This is a genomic window from Flavobacterium bomense, from assembly GCF_003970355.1.
Map to the genome: position 1 here is coordinate 205,995 of NZ_RYDJ01000002.1, position 15,116 is coordinate 221,110.

A 15,116-nucleotide genomic window follows, 5' to 3' on the forward strand; every position below is an offset into this window, starting at 1 on the left:
GACATTATACCATGGTTATTACTTAGTCATATTTTATTTTACAGAAAAAGGTATATTCCAATTGCCCCAGCTCAAAACAACAGTATTAGCACGGATCGTATAAACTAATTTTTCAGCAGCTGAAGCAGCAACTTCTTGCTTAACGGTAATACGTAGTTGGTCTTCTTTTTCTTTATACTTATATGCTCCCCACTGTTTGGCTTCTTTATTAAAAATAAGCACGCATTCTTTTTCATTTGGTATAACAAAAAAAGAGTATTTACCGGCTGGCAATTTAGTACCTTCGATTGTCAACTCTTTATCTGTTTCAAATGTTGTTGCGTCATTTGCTCCGGCACGCCAAACTTGATTAAACGGAACTAATTTTCCCCAAATTTCTCTTCCGTTGACTGATGGACTCCCATAATTGAGGGTAATTGTAGCACCATTAATTTTCCCTGTGGCTACTTCTTTGCTGCTGGTAGGTTTTCCTTGAGCAGCTATACAATTTACAATTAATAAGGCAATAAACGAAAAATGCATTTTTCTAAATAATTTCATGATTTAAAATGTTTTAGTTATCGTATAAAAGTAAAACAAGTAGCTTTTAATTCCTTTAAATCCATACTTATTTTATGAAAAGATTAAGGATTTTATAATTTAATTGTTTTGCCGCAATAATGGCGGTGTTATAATTTTTAAATTTGTTATTTTTACAATCGATACTTATTTATTCCATAAATTATGAATTCAATTGCTGAGCACATTGCTGACTTTTTAAAAGCATACCCACCGTTTAACTACTTAACTTTTGAAGAATTATCTGAAATAGCAGCAAATATTCGCGTTGTAAATTTAGAAAAACACAAAACATTATTTCAAATAAATGATCTTTTGCATGACAGTTTTTATGTGGTGGCTTCCGGTGTTATCAATTTATCGGTCATAGCAGATGCTGAGGAAACGCTATTAAATAAATGTACCGAAGGCGATATTTTTGGCCTGCGTCCCTTTTTTGCCAAAAATAATTATATGATGACGGCCAAAGCAAGAGAAGAAAGCATTGTTTATGCTATTCCCATTGCTACTTTCAGGCCTTTTGTAGCTAATAATTCTGAAGTTTTAAACTTTTTATTAGAAAGTTTTGCCGTAAACACCCGAAATCCAAAAGATAAAGAAAATTTAATTGGAAAATTAATTTCTGATAATGTATTCTATTCGGATCAGCAATCTGAAATGCAATATTTTCAATCGCTAGCCTATAATACAGCTCCCTTAAAAACGACCAGTACAGCAATTGTAAAAGACGTGGCTCAAATAATGACCGAATCGTTAAAAAACAATATCCTCGTATGTGATAATACTATCCCTTTGGGCATTATTACTGATGCGGATATGCGATCAAAAATTGCTACCGGCAGATATCCAGTAACCGTTACAGTAGATAAAATTATGTCCTCCCCTGTTATCACGGTGGTTGAAAACGTTTCTCTGGCAGAAGCACAGTTGCTGATGCTAAAACACAATGTGACTCATTTGTGTGTAACTCAGGATGGAACAGATAAATCCAGTGTGAAAGGAATCATTTCTGAGCACGATTTGATTGTGGCTCAAGCAAATAATCCCGGAGTTTTAATAAAAGAAATCAAACGGTGTCAATCACCAAAAGAACTAAAACAAATACGGGAACGATTAACAGATCTGATTCAGACTTCAATTTCTAAAAATATTCCGCTATCACACGTTTTTAATATTGCCAGCGAAATTAATTTGGCAGTCATTAAACGCTCGGTGGAATTATCCATTTTGGATTTAGGTTCCCCTCCTGCCCGTTTTGCATGGTTAAGTATTGGCAGTCAAGGACGAAAAGAACAGCTTTTATTAACGGATCAAGATAGTATTTTGATTTTTGAAGATGTGGCTGCTGATAAATATCGTGACGTAAAAGACTATTTTCTTAAACTTGGAAAAAAAACCACAGCCACTCTAGAAAAAATCGGCTATGAATTCTGTCCAAATGGTCACATGGGAAGTACTATGCTTTGGTGTAAATCATTGACGGACTGGATCAAACAATATGACAGCTGGATGAATACTCCTGGTGAGAACAGCACTGATTTGAGCAGTATTTTCTTTGATTATGAAATTATTTTTGGAGAGCAAAAAATTGAAGATGCGATAAGTAATGTAGTCTTTAAAAATGCCAAAAACAATACGTTATTTTTTGATTTCTTAGGAAATGATGCCTTAAGAAAAAACGCTCCACTTAGTTTTTTCAAAAAATTCAATGTCGAAGAAGAAGGTAGAAATAAAGATAAATTTGATATTAAAACTAAGGCTTTAATGCCATTGATTGATGGCGCCCGTTTGTTTACTTTGAGTTTCGACATCCGAGGAATTAACAATACGTTTCAACGATTCAAACAATTATCAATTACGGATCCCAAACATGCTGAAATTTATCTCAATTGTGCCGAAGCCTTTTTGACTTTATCAAAATTCCGAACCTTAGAAGGGTTAAAAAATGATGATTCAGGCCAATTTATAAATTTGGAGGAATTATCAAAAATTGACCGAGAAAAACTGAAAAATGCTTTACTCCCTATGAGAGAACTGGAAGAATTAATAAAAAGTAAATTTCAACTTACTCAATTTTCATAATTATGTTAGACTGGATAAAAAAGATTAATAAAGAATATCCTGATTTTTGGAAAACCTATCTTTCTAAATTTGAGAAAAAGTCATCCCGCTTTGTGGTGGTATCGACAGAAACTTCTGGTTTGAATCCAGATAAAGATGTTATTTTATCAATAGGCTCTTTTTCAGTAATTGATAATAGTATTGTCATAGGTGATAACTTTGAAGCTGTTTTATTACAGTATAAATTTTTTCATGATAATGGACTTTCTAATACGTTTTTGGTAGAAAGTAAAATGAAAAAATTAGGAGAAGTAGATGCCATAAAATTATTCATTGAATTTATTGGGAACTCCATTTTAGTTGGGCATCACATTGATTTTGATGTGGAAATGATCAATGCGGCCTTGGAAAGACTAGACTGCGGCAGATTAAAAAATGAGGCACTGGATATTGATGTCATGCACAGAAAACTACTTGATATCAATGACAAACAATTTTCTCTGGAGGAACTTTGTGCGGCTTATAATATTCCGGTAAGTGAACGGAATTCAGCTGCTGAGGATGCTTATAAAACCGCTTTGTTGTTTTTGAAATTAAAATCAAGACTGGGGATTAAGTGATTTTAAATTTTGGTTGCTATATTGCATACAATTGATTTTAAACACCTTATTATTAATAGGTTTGCCTCTATTTCTATAAAGTATTGTCATTCCGACGAAGGGGGAATCACATATGTAGCTCCATTTATAGCATTTCAATTTTGTCCTTTTAGCGCATTTTGGAGGAATTAAACTTTACTATTTAAAAATTTAAGACAATACCGAAATAAAAATTCCCTTAACTCTAAAATCAACTAAATTGTCTGAATCTAATACTATATTTTCATATTCTGATTCAAAAGATAATGGTTTCAACGATATGGATTCATGCCTCCAATTTTCAGTACCAATATTCTTTTGACTATGATATTCTTTTACTGTATATCCTGAACCAAAATCTGCGTCTTGTATGCCAGTGCTTTCAACTAAAACAATTTTTCCTTCTCTACTGCCACCACTATCTTTTTTAAACAAACAGTAGGAGCCATTAGGAATTATTTTATTCATCGATTCGCCCACTACTTTACATACAAAATAGCCTTCTTTTACTGAAGTATTAAAGGGTAACTCGACCCATTCAAAATCAGAATGAACTTGTAAATCGCTAAATGAACCTGCTGCAGCTGAAATATTTACTAATGGAACTGAATTCACAAACGGTTTTACCTCCTCAAAAGGTACGATTCTGAACGGAAAATCTTTTTTATAAACATCAATATGCTTTTTTAAATAGTTTCTTAAAGAAGTATCACAAGCATAAACATAAGTACCTCTGATTCCTCGATACATTATAGTTTTGTATATATTTATTACGTAAGCCTTAAGATCATCTTTATTTGAGATCCCTTTTTTTCCATTTTTATCAAAATACAACTTCGGATTAATTTCAATTTCCTGTGTGAATTCATTGAAAATTATTTCTTTTCCAAAAATAACTCCTGTATAATTTAAATCATATCCTTGTGTCGTATGAATACAGCCAACTTCTTTAAAAGCATTTGGTGAATTAACCCAGTCCTTAGGGGTTTGATTCCATTGAAATTGTAAACCATCAATTTCAATATCCATTACAGTTTTATCTTTTTCGGATAACCAAGGCCAAGAATATCCAGCAACTAAACGACACAAACCATTTATTTCTTCCTTCTTTGCAAGTTCGCTATAAAGATCTTTTAAAGAATCAAAAACAATTAACTCATACTCATTTGGTGAATAAATAGTTTTCTCCAAGCGATTTACATGAAGTAATTGATCTACAAAACGAATATAATCATTTCCGCCTTTAACTCTCATCTGAGAAGTTAACTCGATTTTCAAAGTATCATCTTGATTCAAAAGTCTGGTAAATTGATCCTCATTTATATCGGAAGGTTTTACTGATTGCGCTGAATCATAAAAGAAAATTTGATTCTTACTATTCGAAATTATCCAGTCTAGCTCTGTTCCGGTGTCATCTAATCCTAATTTTTGATTATTTTTCCGGAAGGCTCCCATCCAACTTATATTTTTATATTGCCGTAACCGATGCGCTTCGTCTACTATTAATAAATCATATTTGTCATTGAGTTTAAAGGTATCCGATGGATTTAAAACCATAGACGCTTTTAAACCAGGAATTTTTTTGAAAACATTTTGTAATGATTCTCTTAAAGAAGTCATGGCGATAACCAATCCAATTTTTGCTTTTGGATATTTATTTTGAAAAGCAATAATGAAATTGATCTCCTTGAGCTCTTCATCACTAAAATCTTCAAAATTAGCATCCGAAATATCTGAATTAAGTAATTTAATTAAATAAGTAGCCAAAATTGTTTTTCCAGTTCCAGCACTCCCTTTTATAAAAATTCTATTGGATTTTTTGATACACAATCCATCAAGAATTTGAAGAACAGAACTATATTGATCTTCATTTAAAGATTTATAAGGGGAATATTTAAAAAGTTCTGAATTCTCAACATCTTCCAGTGACTTGCTAACTATCTTTTTATCAATTAGTTTTTTCCAAATTTCTTTAAAAAGATCTTTGTACAAATCTTGTTGGTAATAATTATGATTGACTAAACCGTAATTTCCATTTTGAAGTTCGTAAGTTCCTTCAGAAGTGATGTATTGAATCAAGTTTGATTCAATATCAAGAGTTGCTGATTTATTGAATTTATCACTCCCAATTATTGAAATTTTTGTAAATGCATCTGCTTTTTTTGGATTTGCTAGGTGATTTTTGATTCTACTAGAAGCATTTGTTGATTCTCCTACATAGGCAATTCGTTTAGTTTCATTTTGTATAAAGTAAACCAAAGGCCATTGATTTTTAACCCAAGGATTTTGAGCTATTTTAGGCAATGAATCTTTATTAAAATCATATTGTTCAGAAACCTCAATAGACAATTCAAATGATTGCATCATAATTCATCATATTTGGTTGCGTTCCCTTTTGCTTTATCTATTGGATAGTTAGCTGCATTTTGCGTAATCTTTTGAAGTACAATTTCTTTTACATCTAAATTGTATTTTTCGGCTAACAAAAAAGCGTATGCAAAAACATCTGCCAATTCTTGTTTTAGCTTATCAATATTTACATCTTCTGCTTTTTTCCACAGAAACAATTCATTTAATTCCGCTGCTTCAATAGATAGAGCTAAAGCCAAATCTTTCGAATTATGAAATTGTTCCCAATCTCTTTCATTTCTAAATTTTATTAATTCTTGAATAATGCTCGGAATATCATTCATTTTATTTCGATTTAAAAAGTGTCAATGCTACTTTATATTCCTCTTCAAAAGGCAATTGCAACTGAGAAACCATTTCAGGAACAGCTAACATCCAACTCACATAATAATATGCTAAAATGTGATAACCCGAAAATCGTTTGTTTGGAATGCTGCCTACGATGTAGTTTTTTTGATTTGGGTCAAAACCTTGTGTCCCTTGCATTGCGATTTCAAAGGCTATTTTCTTGACTTCCTCTAGCGGTACATCCTTAAAATACTGCAAAGCATCAACCATAAACATCGTGACTGCCATATTAGTCCCAATATGTTCTTGGTTTTTGAGAAACTGTTCCATTTCCTTCTCTTTGAAAGCAGTATCGTCGTGTAGACCAAAAGGATCTTTTTCTAATTTTTCAATAAAAGTATCTACATCAGATCGTTTGCGGTATTCGTCCTCATTTTCCAATTCAAAATAAGAGTCAATCTGTAAATCTTCGGCCCAATGTTGTACCAATTCATATTCTTCGGCAGGTTTACGATTGTCTTTGTATTCGAGAAATTCAGCATAAAAATCTTCGGCTTTGCGTAATTCGGCTGGAGTGGTATTAAAATCGTTTATAAAATCCAAACCAAATAATGCTTTAAACTGTAAGGCATTTACCAAGTTGTAAATCTTAGATTTAGAAAGTAGTGTTGCAGGCGAAAGTTCAATAACAGTCACATCAGTTACGGCTTTCAAGCCTTCTTGAATCAAAGCGTAAAGCGACAGAAATTGATACGATCTCAATTGGGGAAATTCGTTGTATATAAAATCCTCAATGAATAAATCTATTGGAGTATTGTAGGCTTGCAAATTTAACCCGTCAAATAAACCAGTACAGAATTGAGTAATCGATTGCTCTGGAATATTCATTCCATGCAACTTGGCAATAGTAGGTTGTACCGTTTTCAAAAAAACAGCTCTGTTTTGTGGAGTAGCCGTAAAAAGCTGATTTAATCCCCGTTTTCTCGCTTGAATTACAAAATCAAGATGCGCTAATTCGTGCAGAACCAAGTGTGCTACGGCAGGATAATTGGGTTTATACCGAACGATGTGCTTAATCCGATTGTAGTTTTCAGCAAACTCAATCTTGGCTGCCGTTGGAATTTCAGAATCTACTAGAACATCAATTTCTTTTCCGCAATCAAATTCTAATTGATGCTTGTATTCTGCAAAAAGCGAATTACCATCAGTGTTAGAAATAATTTTATTGGCAACATCAAAAGCCTGATTTACTGAATTCTTGTACAGTATATCTTTATTTGGATTGCATTTTATAGCTTTCAAAGTACTGTCAAAAGCGGATTCTAAATCATTTTGAATTTCGGCTAACATTCCAAGAGCAAAATGAGTATTTGGATAGTGATCATTTATTTTTATAGCTTCCAAAAAATATTTTTTGGATTCATCCAACTTCCCTTGTTGCATAAGGTTTGCTCCAACGTTATTCATTGTAATAGCATCTTTTGGATTCACCACCAAAGCCTGATCATAGTACAACATTGCCGTAGGAATATCATTCTTGAACTTAGCAAAAATATTTCCCATCATCAGCAACGCCCAATGATTCTTAGAATCCCAGCGCAATGCATCAATCAGACTATTTATCGCTGCATCCTGATGACCTTGATCAGACAGGATTTGTCCCATAATTCGATGGAATTCCGAATTGGTAGGATTGTTCTCGATAAGATTTTGTAGAATGGGTTTTGCTTCTTGATAGTTTCCTTTTTCACAAAGGGCTACCGTTTTCCGGAAATCATTTTCTTGAAGCAGGATTGCCGAAGTGTCAATGGTTATGGTAACCCAATCCTCAGTAATGGAAACTTTTGGGCTAAAAGGACCAAAAGTATAATACGATTCTAATTCACTGATTAATAAGGTATTACCCCCCCCCCCGACTAATTTCGGGAAAATCGTAAATAGAAAATCGTCTATTTTATGAATGATTTGCATTAAATATAAATTGCTATACGTTATAAAAGATACTTTTTGTTGTTTTTAAAATTGCAACAGGTTCAAATGTAACCATTGTTTATAAATCTCGCCCTATTGTATGAAAAAAAAAGTGCTTTTTGCAAAAAAATTATAGGGTTATTCCTTTCCAAAAACGACCGTGATGGCTGATGGAAACGGGTTTCTCCATTTTTGAATGCGCATCAATACGGTAAGGAATTCCATTTTTTTTAAAGATAGCATCGGCGGAATTCAAGTTTTCAATTTTTTTGAAATACTCTTTCCCGGCAACAGCAATGGTATGAATGCAATCCTGATCTATTTTAGTTTGGGTAAAATATATTTTTCCTTTGATAGAAACAGTTCCTAATGTTGTGTTTTCGTAAAAACATTCCAGTTGCAAAGGAAAAAAACCTCGAATTCCTGTTTCCCTATTGTAGATTTTATAAGCCGCCTCTTTTCTGGACCATAAATTCCAAACCATTACTTCTGGATTTACGGCATTAGAAATTAACAGCTGTTCGTTTTTAGTAAATATTTTATCTAAAAAGCGGTTGCGTTTCCAATTGCTTTCTTTTTTGGCTAAAGCCAAATCGACAAGGTCATTTCCTATCATTTTTCTGGTGATTCACTACTTTTTTCAGCTAATTTGGTTTCAATAATGGCCATAGCTGCTTTTACATTTATCATGCGTTCCATTGATTCGTTATCAATCAAAATATTATATTTTTCCTCTATATCCAAAATAACATCTACTAAATTAGCGGAGTTTATCTTTAAATCATTGATGAAATCCGTATCTTCAGTGAGTGAGTCAAAAGCTTCTTGATTCAGAATATATGGTTTTACAATGGCTTTTAGCTCCTGAATAGTTTCTTGTTTGTTCATAATTAATATTGATTTTACAGCACTTAAGTACATTTCGTTTTCTAACGCCAAAAAAATTACCACAAATTGGGGAATTTACGGTTCATTTTTTAAATTTTTAAATTTTTTAAAAATTACACACCCATTCACATCACCAAAACCAAAACTGGCTTTTGCTAATGTATTTATTTCTATATCAAGTCGTTGTCGTGGAACTCTTGATTCATCAATTAGTGCTGTTATTTCTGGATTCAAATCGGCACAATTGATATTCGGGAAAATAAATCCGTGATGCAATTGCAGTACCGAAGCCACGCTTTCAATACTACCGGCGCCACTTAAACAATGTCCAACCATCGACTTTAAAGAATTGATGTATGGAAAATCAATTCCTTTTCGATTTAAAGCCTCACTCCAATTCTGAATTTCAAGACTATCTTTGGAAGTGGCTGTCAGATGACCGTTGATTGCGTCAATTTCACTGGCTGAAATTCCGGCATTTGTCAAAGCATTTTGAATGCATCTTTGCACCGCAACCGGATTTGGTGCAGTCATGGTTCCTAAACCGCGCTGCCCTCCTGAATTGATATTTCCACCTAAAACTTCCGCATAAATTCGTGCGCCACGTGCAATCGCACTTTCTAAATCTTCTAAGACCAAAGCACCAGCTCCGCTTCCGGGAACAAATCCGGAAGCAGCTGTGCTCATTGGTCTAGAACCCTGTTTTGGTGTTTCATTATGTTTAAAAGTACATACCTTCATAGCATCAAATCCGCCCCAAATATACGGACCGGAATCACTGGTACTTCCGGCTAAAATACATTTTGCCTGCCCTGATTTGATGCGTTCATACGCCATTAAAATACTTTCGGTGCCAGTGGTGCAGGCCGAAGAATTAGTAGAGACTTGATTTCCAAGTCCTAATTTCCCACCCAGATACGCACTCACACCACTATTCATTGTTTGCGCTACGGCTGTACTTCCCAGTCTTCTCGTTTGTAAATTATCTATTTTATAAATGCTTTCGCGAAATTTATCAATTCCGGAAGTTCCTGTTCCAAAAATAGTTCCGCTGTCCCAATCCGGTTCTTCGTTAATTTCCAATGATAATCCGGCATCCTTCCAGGCATCAATTCCGGCAATTACGCCATATAAAATCCCTGTTGAATTGAAGTTTCTAAGTTCTAATTCCGTAAAATAATGCCCTGCTAATTCCGCAGAAACCTCGGGTTTTCCTACAATTTGACAAGAAAATTGCAATCGCTCCAACTCAGCGTCGTGCCTGATCCCGGAAATTCCGTTTTTGATGGCATGAGTGAACGCATCAAGACCTACTCCATTTGGAGCAACTACACCAAGACCCGTTATAACTACTCTTTTGTTCATTTTTTAATGTTAAATAATATTCAATTTCAATAACAATGGCAAAAAAATAATAATTTTAATACTACCAAATAGAGTACTACAGTGACAAAATATTGAAAAGAATCAAATTATACTGTTGCTTAATTTATTTTAATTCGGTTTTGAGTCCCACTTCTTTGGAGAGGGTTGGGGTGAGGATAATTCCCGCTATTGTTCCTGTGCAAACATTTTCTCCTTTTTCGTTTTTCATGATGACCTTACATTTTAATTTTCCAAATCTAAAATATATTTTTTCTGAAATTACAATCACTTTTTCATTTGGAAAAACAGGTTTTAAAAATTCTATTTCACTTGATGTTAAGGCAATTGAAGTACTAGAACTAAATGAATTATCTAACAAAAAAATGCCAAGACAAACCAATCCAATTTGCGCCATGACTTCTATCAAAATTACACCTGGAGTAACTGGAAATTCCTTAAAATGACCTTTGTAAAAATCAAGATTTTCATCAAAAGTAAAGGTTCCTTCCACTCCGTTTTCATCGATTTGGAGAATTTCATCCACAAATAAAAAGGATTTGGAATACGGTAATTTTGCTATAATTTCTTCTTTTTTCATAGTTTTTCTATTCCCCATTTGGGAGCTAAAACTCCAATAAAATTCGTTGTGCCGAAAATCCCGGTCCAAAACTCAGCATTAATCCTTTTTCTCCTTTTTTAGGCTGCTTATCCATGATTTGTTCTAAAACATACAAAACTGTGGCGCTGGACATATTTCCATAGGAGCGCAAAACCTCTTTGGTATCATCAATATTTTTTCCCAAACCAGAAAATAAAGCCTCAACGGTTTGCACAATTTTCTTTCCACCGGGATGAAAAATAAGATGGTCAATATCCTCCATTTTTAAATTATTTTTTTCTAAAAAAGGATGAATAATATCTGGAAAATGAGAAACAATCGTTTCCGGTACTTCAATATCAAGTACCATCTGCAATCCAGAATTGGTGAGTTTAAAACCCATCATGTGGATGTTATCATAAAAATGATACATCTCCTCTGCTACAATCTCAGGACCTTCGTCATCTTCATGTGAGGAAAGTAAAACGCAAGCGGCACCATCACCAAAAATCGCAGCACTTACGATATTTGCCATCGAAAAATCATCGAGTTGAAACGTAGCCGTGGGACTTTCTACGGCAATTACCGCAGCTCGTTTTCCGGGATTGGCCTGCAAGAAATTTTTAGCATAAATAATTCCTGAAATCCCGGCGGCACAACCCATTTCGGTCACGGGAAGCCTTACTATATCCTGACGCAACTTCAATGTATTGATTAAATACGCATCGAGAGACGGAATCATAATTCCGGTGCAGCTTACCGTGATGATATAATCTAAATCTTGCGGATTCCAATTTGCTTTTTTTAAAGCTTTTGCTAATACTTTTTCACCTAAATCAATGACTTCACGAACATAAATAGCATTTCTTTCTTCAAATGAAGTTTTGGTAAACACCTCTATCGGATCCATTATGGAATAGCGTTTGTCAACAGCTGCACCTTCAAAAATTTTCTTTACTTTTCTGATGAATCGTTCGTCTTGTCCCACTAGCCAAGCATCCAAAAAAGGAATTATTTCAGCTGTTGTTCTGGAATATTTAGGCAGCTGTTTGGTTACGGTTTTAATTTTTACACTCATATTTTTGAAATTATCCATTGGTATCTAAAAGCCCATTTCCAATGAATTTTATAGTTTTTAAAATTTAATTTTTTCGAGAACGCTATCAATTCTTCTTTCTTAAAACCTCTTAAAATTGATATTAATCCATCTTCTCGTGACATAGCATTCAACTGAAATACAACACATAATGCCTGAAATAATCGATAGGCAATGGCACTACGATGTAAATCATTGATTACAATTCCGATGGATGTATTGTTATAAAGAACTTTCAATAATCGAATAATCTCATCGTCTTTGAAATGATGTAACGTCAAAGTGCACAAAACAATATCATACTTTAGATCATTAAATGATTCATTAAAAATATCTTCGCAGCGATAACTGATATTAGCATATTTATCTGATAATTGTCGTGCATGTGAAATTGTAAAATTGTTAGCATCAATGCCTATTAACTGGAAATTTAGGTTGTTTTTAAGACCAAAATCAGCCAGGGTTCGCAACATATCCCCATTACCACAACCCACGTCTATAATAACAATTTCTTTAGATTTGGAATCCTGAACAAGTTCTTGTACTCCTCTTAGAGTTAACTGGTTTCCTCCTAAAAGCTGATTGATCCGGGCAATTTTATCTAAGGCATCACGTAAAATCTCACCTTCCATGGCAAAATCATCCATGATTTCCGGTTTATCAGTTCTATATTTGGTATTTAGTGTCATTTACGAATGAAGAGTGATTGGTTTTCCGTGTGTTTTTTTTATAATTTTTAGCAATAAAAATGGAAATATAATTAATATGCGCATCAATACTGCTGAAAGTTTTTGTTTTTGTAAAATATTGGATAAAAACCGTCCCATTTTAAGTCTTCCCTTAAAATTTAAATTCCATTCTTGCAGGTATCGCTTTTCTAATTCGGCTCTGGATTTAATCTCGGTGTTATAAAATTGAACTACTAATTCTGATGCGATTTTGGCGCTATGAATTGCCATAGCCATTCCGTTTCCGCACAAAGGATGAATTAATCCTGCTGTATCGCCAATCATTAAAACATGGTTTTCAACTGCGTGTTTCTTTTTGAAAGAGATTTGGCTTATGGTCAATGGTTTTTCAAACAATAATGTACTGGTTTCAAAAAGGGTTTTTAAGTGTGGGTTTTGAGAAACAATAGTATTTTGATATTCAGTAATGTTTTTAAACTGCTTAAACGTTTTATAATCGGCTAGATAACACATGTTAATCACTTCGTTTTCAACTTTAGAAACTCCGCAATAGCCTCCTTTAAAATTATGCAAACCCACTACATCATTGGGAAATTTCCCAGAATAATGTGCTTTTACGGCCAGCCAAGGTGATTTTTTATGAATAAATTCTCGGTTCATTTTTTGGTCAATAGTAGAACGTTTGCCAAAAGCACCAATCACCATTTGGGACTCTAAAACCATTAAATTTGTCGTGGTTATCATAAATTTATCATGCTCAAAATGAACATTTTCAACTTGATCTTTTAGTATTGTACACCCGTTATCGATAGCCTTTTTATACAAATATTCGTCTAAAACAAAACGGCTGATTCCAAAACCACCAAGAGGTAAAATACTTTGTATTGTTTTTCCTCTTGCAGTAGAAAACTCAAGTTTTATAATGTGTGTCGGCTTTAAATGGGCTATATCTAAATCCAACCAATTGAGATATGGCATCACTTCATTAGAGATGTATTCGCCACACACTTTATGTTTTGGATAACTATTCTTTTCAATAACCGTCACCTGAAGCCCTAATTTAGATAAATGTATAGCCGAAGTCAGTCCAGCTAACCCACCACCAATAATTACTACTTGTTTATCTTTCATACAAAAGTAAATTTATGGATTTGTTTGCTAGTATGGGTATAACAAATGATAAAAAAACTGGCCTTATTGTTTAATTTTAGTTAATACATGCAATTGCTTCATCAATTGTCTTTGAAGATACCCCTTAAATTACCGGTTGAAATTCCGAAAATCATTTCCTGTAGGTTCCTCAAAAACCTCGAGTTCAAATTCAGAAGTGATGGTAAATAGATGATCAAAAATATCAGATATAATAGTCTCGTATTTTAACCATTCTTTTTCTGCGCTAAAGCAATAAATTTCTAGTGGTAATCCTTTCGATGTAGATTCTAGCTGACGCACCATTATGGTCATGTCTTTATTAATACTGGGATGAGCCGTAATGTATTTTTCAGCATAGATTCTAAAAACGCCTATATTAGTCAGCCTCCTGATATTTACTGAAACGATCTCATTGTCCAATGTTTCCGAATTAGTTTTTTGTACCTCATTTTCTTTTTGAGTGATGTAATTTTGAATTAGTTTGTATTTTTTGAATTGCGAGAGCATTTTTTCATCACAAAACTGAAAACTACTGACTTTTAAATAAATAGCTCTTTTTATTCGTCTCCCGCCAGAATCACTCATACCACGCCAGTTCTTGAAAGAGTCTGTCATAAAAGCATAAGTGGGTATTGTAGTGATCGTTTTATCCCAATTTTGAACTTTTACAGTATTTAAATTGATTGACATCACATCGCCGTCCGCATCATATTTTGGCATCGAAATCCAGTCCCCTACCCGAACCATATCATACACGGACATTTGAATACTGGCAACAAACCCCAGAATGGTATCTTTGAAAATTAAAAGTAAAATAGCCGTCATGGCGCCCATTGCCCCTAGAAAATAGAAAGGACTTTTGCCTAACATGATGGATAAAACCAGTATTCCTCCAATAAAATAGACTACAATTTTAAGTACCTGAATGTAACTGGTAATCGGTTTGTCTTTTAAAATTAAGGTATTGGACACTATTTCATCAAAGACTGATAATACAGTAATAACAGAATGTATTATTACTAAAATTATGAAGATATTTGATAGAATAATTATATACTCAATTGCTTTTGGAAAATCTCCAAAGATGTATGGAGCAACCATGATAATGATGAAAGCAGGGACTAAATAGGCTATTTTTTCAAAAACTCTTCTTTCTATCAGGACATCATCCCAAACTATTTTTGTTTTTAAAAAAATTTTGTGCACAAAACGAACTATAATTATTTTCGTTAAATACCAAGACAAAAAACTTATTATAAACAATACAAAAATAAGCATCAAAAGTTTCAAATACAAAGCCACTATTGGATCTAAACCAAAATCTTCAATAAACCATTTGTCTAACCAGAGTGCGATGTTGTATTTTTTTTCAATTTGAATCATAGTAAATTTAGCTTTAAAGG

At 33.5% G+C, this 15,116-nt stretch carries 14 protein-coding genes; 2 read left to right on the plus strand and 12 right to left on the minus strand.

Annotated features, from left to right (window positions below):
• Positions 1 to 33: 33 nt before the first annotated feature.
• Complete coding sequence (locus EKL98_RS03735) at positions 34 to 540, minus strand: DUF2911 domain-containing protein (RefSeq protein WP_126561580.1); 507 nt, start codon at positions 538 to 540, stop codon at positions 34 to 36.
• 183 nt (positions 541 to 723) lie between these two features.
• On the opposite strand from EKL98_RS03735, the gene EKL98_RS03740 reads away from it, so the two are divergent.
• Together EKL98_RS03740 and EKL98_RS03745 are read left to right on the plus strand one after the other, a co-directional pair.
• On the plus strand, positions 724 to 2,640 hold the full coding sequence (locus EKL98_RS03740) for a DUF294 nucleotidyltransferase-like domain-containing protein (protein ID WP_126553251.1): 1,917 nt from the start codon (positions 724 to 726) through the stop codon (positions 2,638 to 2,640).
• A 2-nt stretch (positions 2,641 to 2,642) separates the two neighbouring features.
• Positions 2,643 to 3,239, plus strand: a complete 597-nt coding sequence (locus EKL98_RS03745; protein ID WP_126561581.1) for a 3'-5' exonuclease — start codon at positions 2,643 to 2,645, stop codon at positions 3,237 to 3,239.
• A 189-nt stretch (positions 3,240 to 3,428) separates the two neighbouring features.
• Here EKL98_RS03745 and EKL98_RS03750 read toward each other — a convergent pair whose 3' ends face one another.
• The 11 genes from EKL98_RS03750 to EKL98_RS03800 all read right to left on the minus strand — a co-directional run bounded on the left by EKL98_RS03750 (position 3,429) and on the right by EKL98_RS03800 (position 15,096).
• Positions 3,429 to 5,624, minus strand: a complete 2,196-nt coding sequence (locus EKL98_RS03750) for a DNA/RNA helicase domain-containing protein (protein WP_126561582.1) — start codon at positions 5,622 to 5,624, stop codon at positions 3,429 to 3,431.
• Positions 5,621 to 5,950 carry a nucleotide pyrophosphohydrolase gene (locus EKL98_RS03755; RefSeq protein ID WP_126459696.1) on the minus strand — a complete coding sequence of 110 codons (330 nt, stop codon included), beginning with the start codon at positions 5,948 to 5,950 and terminating at the stop codon, positions 5,621 to 5,623. Before EKL98_RS03755 ends, EKL98_RS03750 begins: the two co-directional genes overlap by 4 nt.
• A gap of 1 nt (position 5,951) precedes the next feature.
• Entirely contained in the window at positions 5,952 to 7,925 is a 1,974-nt protein-coding gene (locus EKL98_RS03760; protein ID WP_126561583.1) for a tetratricopeptide repeat protein, read from the minus strand.
• 130 nt (positions 7,926 to 8,055) lie between these two features.
• The gene (locus EKL98_RS03765) at positions 8,056 to 8,541 is read right to left on the minus strand and encodes a 4'-phosphopantetheinyl transferase family protein (RefSeq protein WP_126561584.1); all 486 of its coding nucleotides are present in this window, start codon (positions 8,539 to 8,541) and stop codon (positions 8,056 to 8,058) included.
• Entirely contained in the window at positions 8,538 to 8,813 is a 276-nt protein-coding gene (locus tag EKL98_RS03770; RefSeq protein WP_126451608.1) for an acyl carrier protein, read from the minus strand. The genes EKL98_RS03765 and EKL98_RS03770 overlap by 4 nt, the downstream gene beginning before the upstream one ends.
• Before the next feature lie 75 nt (positions 8,814 to 8,888).
• A complete protein-coding gene (locus EKL98_RS03775) occupies positions 8,889 to 10,178 on the minus strand; it encodes a beta-ketoacyl-[acyl-carrier-protein] synthase family protein (RefSeq protein WP_126561585.1) in 1,290 nt (429 codons plus the stop codon).
• Positions 10,179 to 10,302: 124 nt separating this feature from the next.
• Positions 10,303 to 10,776, minus strand: coding sequence for a 3-hydroxyacyl-ACP dehydratase FabZ family protein (locus EKL98_RS03780; RefSeq protein WP_126459708.1), 474 nt, complete (start codon positions 10,774 to 10,776; stop codon positions 10,303 to 10,305).
• A 25-nt stretch (positions 10,777 to 10,801) separates the two neighbouring features.
• Positions 10,802 to 11,854 (minus strand): type III polyketide synthase, encoded by a 1,053-nt coding sequence (locus EKL98_RS03785; protein WP_126553243.1) that lies wholly within the window; start codon positions 11,852 to 11,854, stop codon positions 10,802 to 10,804.
• Positions 11,851 to 12,561: a methyltransferase domain-containing protein gene (locus EKL98_RS03790; protein ID WP_126514928.1), complete on the minus strand. Its 711-nt coding sequence runs from the start codon at positions 12,559 to 12,561 to the stop codon at positions 11,851 to 11,853. The genes EKL98_RS03785 and EKL98_RS03790 overlap by 4 nt, the downstream gene beginning before the upstream one ends.
• On the minus strand, positions 12,562 to 13,692 hold the full coding sequence (locus tag EKL98_RS03795) for an NAD(P)/FAD-dependent oxidoreductase (RefSeq protein ID WP_126561586.1): 1,131 nt from the start codon (positions 13,690 to 13,692) through the stop codon (positions 12,562 to 12,564). It lies immediately after the preceding gene.
• 129 nt (positions 13,693 to 13,821) lie between these two features.
• A complete protein-coding gene (locus tag EKL98_RS03800) occupies positions 13,822 to 15,096 on the minus strand; it encodes a mechanosensitive ion channel family protein (protein WP_126561587.1) in 1,275 nt (424 codons plus the stop codon).
• Positions 15,097 to 15,116 lie beyond the last annotated feature (20 nt).

What these genes read in the sequence shown, in the direction of transcription:
- EKL98_RS03735 (WP_126561580.1), bottom strand. Translation starts at nt 540, where the DNA reads ATGAAATTATTTAGAAAAATGCATTTTTCGTTTATTGCCTTATTAATT.
- EKL98_RS03740 (WP_126553251.1), top strand. Translation starts at nt 724, where the DNA reads ATGAATTCAATTGCTGAGCACATTGCTGACTTTTTAAAAGCATACCCA.
- EKL98_RS03745 (WP_126561581.1), top strand. Translation starts at nt 2,643, where the DNA reads ATGTTAGACTGGATAAAAAAGATTAATAAAGAATATCCTGATTTTTGG.
- EKL98_RS03750 (WP_126561582.1), bottom strand. Translation starts at nt 5,624, where the DNA reads ATGATGCAATCATTTGAATTGTCTATTGAGGTTTCTGAACAATATGAT.
- EKL98_RS03755 (WP_126459696.1), bottom strand. Translation starts at nt 5,950, where the DNA reads ATGAATGATATTCCGAGCATTATTCAAGAATTAATAAAATTTAGAAAT.
- EKL98_RS03760 (WP_126561583.1), bottom strand. Translation starts at nt 7,925, where the DNA reads ATGCAAATCATTCATAAAATAGACGATTTTCTATTTACGATTTTCCCG.
- EKL98_RS03765 (WP_126561584.1), bottom strand. Translation starts at nt 8,541, where the DNA reads ATGATAGGAAATGACCTTGTCGATTTGGCTTTAGCCAAAAAAGAAAGC.
- EKL98_RS03770 (WP_126451608.1), bottom strand. Translation starts at nt 8,813, where the DNA reads ATGAACAAACAAGAAACTATTCAGGAGCTAAAAGCCATTGTAAAACCA.
- EKL98_RS03775 (WP_126561585.1), bottom strand. Translation starts at nt 10,178, where the DNA reads ATGAACAAAAGAGTAGTTATAACGGGTCTTGGTGTAGTTGCTCCAAAT.
- EKL98_RS03780 (WP_126459708.1), bottom strand. Translation starts at nt 10,776, where the DNA reads ATGAAAAAAGAAGAAATTATAGCAAAATTACCGTATTCCAAATCCTTT.
- EKL98_RS03785 (WP_126553243.1), bottom strand. Translation starts at nt 11,854, where the DNA reads ATGAGTGTAAAAATTAAAACCGTAACCAAACAGCTGCCTAAATATTCC.
- EKL98_RS03790 (WP_126514928.1), bottom strand. Translation starts at nt 12,561, where the DNA reads ATGACACTAAATACCAAATATAGAACTGATAAACCGGAAATCATGGAT.
- EKL98_RS03795 (WP_126561586.1), bottom strand. Translation starts at nt 13,692, where the DNA reads ATGAAAGATAAACAAGTAGTAATTATTGGTGGTGGGTTAGCTGGACTG.
- EKL98_RS03800 (WP_126561587.1), bottom strand. Translation starts at nt 15,096, where the DNA reads ATGATTCAAATTGAAAAAAAATACAACATCGCACTCTGGTTAGACAAA.